Source organism: Boudabousia marimammalium (genome assembly GCF_001936115.1).
GTDB lineage: Bacteria > Actinomycetota > Actinomycetes > Actinomycetales > Actinomycetaceae > Boudabousia > Boudabousia marimammalium.
In genome coordinates this window covers 1-3987 of record NZ_MPDM01000012.1, presented here as the reverse complement: position 1 = coordinate 3987, position 3987 = coordinate 1, and the positions used below count along the sequence as shown (strand labels likewise).

1 protein-coding gene is annotated in these 3987 nt (G+C 55.5%); it reads right to left on the bottom strand.

Annotation, left to right across the window (positions count from 1 at the left end):
* Positions 1–3701, bottom strand: a 3701-nt coding sequence (locus BM477_RS08085; RefSeq protein ID WP_158024418.1) for a glycoside hydrolase family 20 protein, incomplete at its 3' end; no start/stop codon positions are given.
* Positions 3702–3987 lie beyond the last annotated feature (286 nt).

Genomic DNA, 3987 nt, shown 5'->3' with positions numbered 1-3987 from the left:
GGCTCAACAGTCGGCTCAACAGTCGGCTCAACAGTCGGCTCAACAGTCGGCTCCGGACTGCCTAGCGCGAGGCGGAAGTAACGACGGTCAGTCGGTGTTACCACCACAAAGTCTTCACCATCATACTCAGCCTTCATTTCAAAGGAGAAGTCTACGGTTCCGCCAGCCTGGGCGTCCTGATTAGCCAGCAGCTTGTGATCTGTGCCAGCCCACAAAGTGACTTGGCCGGCAACCGGCAAGTGACGCACGGAGACTGGAACCTGACGGCCTGCAACAGCTCGTAATGTTGCCATCTCAGCGGCGTTATCAGGCAACTCAATAGAATCAGCACCGGCGACCACGCTCAATGGCTCGCCTTCCCCGCAAAGGCCGTTAATCCGAATCTCGCCGGCACCGCCGAATGCGTTACCGGACTGAGAGTCCAAGCCAACCAGCTTCACGAACTTAGCCTGCGTCTCAGGGAAGCTCACGTACTGAGCGTTCTGACCATCAGCGAACTGTCCGGTAGCTACGGCCTGGCCCCAGTTTTGCCCATCAGTGGAGGCGTAGATTTCGTAACTCTTAATCCGGGTGTTGCGGCTATTTTGTCGGGGAGTGTATTCTAAACCGCTAACCTTGCACTGCTGGTTCAGGCTCAAAGAAATGAAGTGCGGGAACTGGTCGTTTCCAGCGCTCCACTTAGTGTGCCAGAAGGTATTCGGGTTACCGTCTACCGCGGCATTAGCGGGACCGTTCGGCGGGGTTTCACCAGCCGTCTCTTCAGAATCAACCTCGGCCACGGTCACCCCCTGCACGGGGAACTGTACTTCAGAAGCAGCAGCCGGATCAGCCCAAACTACCAAACGGGCTGAAGCACTCCGCTCTCCTTGCACAACACGCATCTGATAGACGCCAGGACGCAAGGCGCCCGGAACTTGGAAGAACATGTGGCGAGAGCCGTCCGCATCAGGACGAATCTGGCCAAGCTTCACCTCACCCACGAAAACATCGCCCAGCGTGTTCGGCTGGAAACCGGTGGCAGTGAATTCAACCTGATCTAGGATCTTGACCTTTTCCTGACCCAATTGCAGGGACGGGTCAGCGGTAGGAGTCCACGGCGTGAACAACGGCTCAGTAGCAGTAGCGGACGCATCAACCATAATCTTCGCGGTGGCAGTGCGTGAACCCATTGTCAAAGTCACTGTCTTCTCACCAGCAGTGGCGTAGTTGTGCGACCCCGTCAGCACGTACATGCCGGAAGCATTATACTCAGTACGCGGCAAGGTGGAGGTAATGGTGGCAGCTTCCTCAGCGGAACCGTCACCCCAATCGACCATCACGGACATGCCGGAGTTACCCACCAAGGAACGGGAAACCCCGTCGATGTCATCTACCCGGTCGGCTACGACACGGGACCCGTCCTCGGCCACCTTAGTGCCGGGGGCGGATAGGTAGCCCAGCTGGAAGGTGCCGTTTTGAGTATTGGCCGAGGAAGCGACGCCTGCTAAATCAAAGCCCCAGAGAGCATCCTTTCCATCATAGAAGTTGGAGCCCGTAGCGTTCATATCGACGCCAATCTGAGCGATTCGGCGGGCAAAATCAGCCTTGTTGCGGTCCGCCTGCGGAGTCCAACCAATTTCGGCGTGGGAGAGCGCACGGTTGAAGGTCAAGAACTCCACCTGGTCAATACCACGCACAGTCTCAGACCACAGAGCGGTCTCAGTGCCAACAATGGCGTTATCGTTTGGCAAATCAATGAAGACTCGCGGATCCCAGTCGTAGTAGTGGATGAAGTCGCAGTTGCCACTACAGGCCCAAGAGGCTGCCATCGGTGTCTTCGGATTGTACTTCTGGCTCAGGTAAGAGTTCCCACCCTTAGAGAGAAGTACCTTAGCACCATGATTGGTCACAGCAGCACGGGTCACATTGGCGTCACCAACCCAGTAATGCATAACATCATTTGTGGTTATACCGTCAGCTTGCGCAATCTCATTCCAACCGACCGGGGTCTTTCTCAGATCACGAACCATAGTGAGGACCTCACCAAGGAAGCGGTTGTATACGGCGCTACCGTATCTCGCAGTCATGGAATGCGGCTCATCGCCACCAATATGCATGTACTGCCCATCAGTCATTCCAGCAATCTGCTTCAACACGTGACGGATGAAATTCTTAGTCACTTCAGAGTTTGGATCTAGGTATGAGTAACCCACCGCGCCGGTTCCTTTGGCGGGGGCGGTCGGCTCTGCCTCAGTGGCCGGGTGTGAAGAGCCTGGCAGATTCAGCTGGGGGATTGCGTGCAGGGCCGCATTGGTGTGACCAGGAACGTCAATTTCGGGGATTACCGCAACATGTCGGGCGGTCGCGTAGGCTTGAATCTCACGGTAGTCAGCCTGGGTGAGGAAACCAGTGCGTCCAATCTCTTGGGATGCCTGTTTCTCATGCGGGTGCATAGCTGTCTTACCGGAGATTTCAGTTAGCTGCGTGTAATCGATGGTGTCACCCTCGGCCTTGCCTTCGTTAGTGATCTCAATCCGCCAGCCCTGATCGTCAGAGAGGTGCAGGTGCAGGGAGCTGATCTTGTACTGCGAAAGCGTATCAATCAGCTTCATAATGTCTTCCTTCGGCACGAAGGAGCGGGCAATATCCAGCATCATGCCGCGGTAGTCGTAGCGCGGCCAGTCCTTAATGGTGACAGTCGGAACAGTCCAGTTCGCAATCACCGGGGTTTTCATGTGAACGAAACCGGGTAGTAGCTGCAAGAGGGTGCGGGTGCCGTTGAAAACACCATGGGCACCAACACCGGTGATGTTCACTCCGTTCGCATCCACCTGCAAGGAGTACGCTTCATCTTTGGTGGAGCCTTCCACCGCGCCGGTGGACAAACGAATCAGCCCACTAGCGGCATCGGATTCGGCTACGATCGGGATGGGGTAACCGGTGGAAGCCCGTAGGGAAACAGCAAGGAGTTCCGCCTCAGACTTGAGGGCGGCCGGGGCTACAATCTTGAGCTCTGGGGTCAGAGCAAATCCGGGGGCGCCCTCGGGAACCTCCAGCGAAACAGGTTTGGGGACGAGGGAGGATCCCGGAGCGTCCTGCGGCTCTACGGCTGGCGCTTGCTCCGGCCCGTCAAATGCTTCAAGTTCCCACAGGGAAGCTCCCCATTTGTGTCCGTTAATGGGGGTGCGCTCACGCACCTGCAGTTTGATCTTGGTAATCGACATGGCCTTGTACTGTTCAGGGATCTGAACGGTCACCTTTTCTGACGGTGGATCTGAGGGGCAGACTTGCGCGTCAGAGCCAGCAATCTTCGTGAAGGTATTACCATCTTCGGAAATCAGTAGGTCCCATTTTTTCGGGCAGGCACGCTCCATCCAGAGATTAATGTGATCGAGGGCGTGTCCCTGCGGGAAGCTCACTAGTGCCCAGGCATCATCACTAGTGTTTGATGACCAGCGAGAGCGTTCTGCTTTGGGAGCTTCGGGATTGATGACGCCGTCATTGAGTTTATCAGGCCCCCAGAAGCCGGATACCTCTTGCCCTGAAGCGGTTACCGTACCGCCATTGGCTTGGAGTGCCCAGTTGGTCGGAGTCAGGGGTTCCGGCGTTGCTCTTGCTGCAGGAACGTTTACTAATGCTCCTGAGGCCACTAGGGCGCCGGCTCCGATAATTGTTATGGCGCGCTTTAGGTTTACACGTAGTCTACTGCTTCCAGTTTTCATTTAGAACCTCTTACCTCTCATCTTCGAGACCAGCCATACTTCGTCGTAGAAACTGCAATACTAATCTTATGATTAATTCAGTCCAGAGTCTATAGGTTTCTTGCATCATTTGGCATCGTTTTTGCAACATATTGTAGATGTCAAAGGTTGAGGCCGGTGTGGGCAGAAATCCTCTCACACCGGCCTCAACACTATCTAAAGGGAACTAGACCCTTCCTGATTTGACCTGTTTGGCTTAGCTTTCTAGACCACGCTTGCGCAGGTAGATAGCGGCAGCACCAGCCAG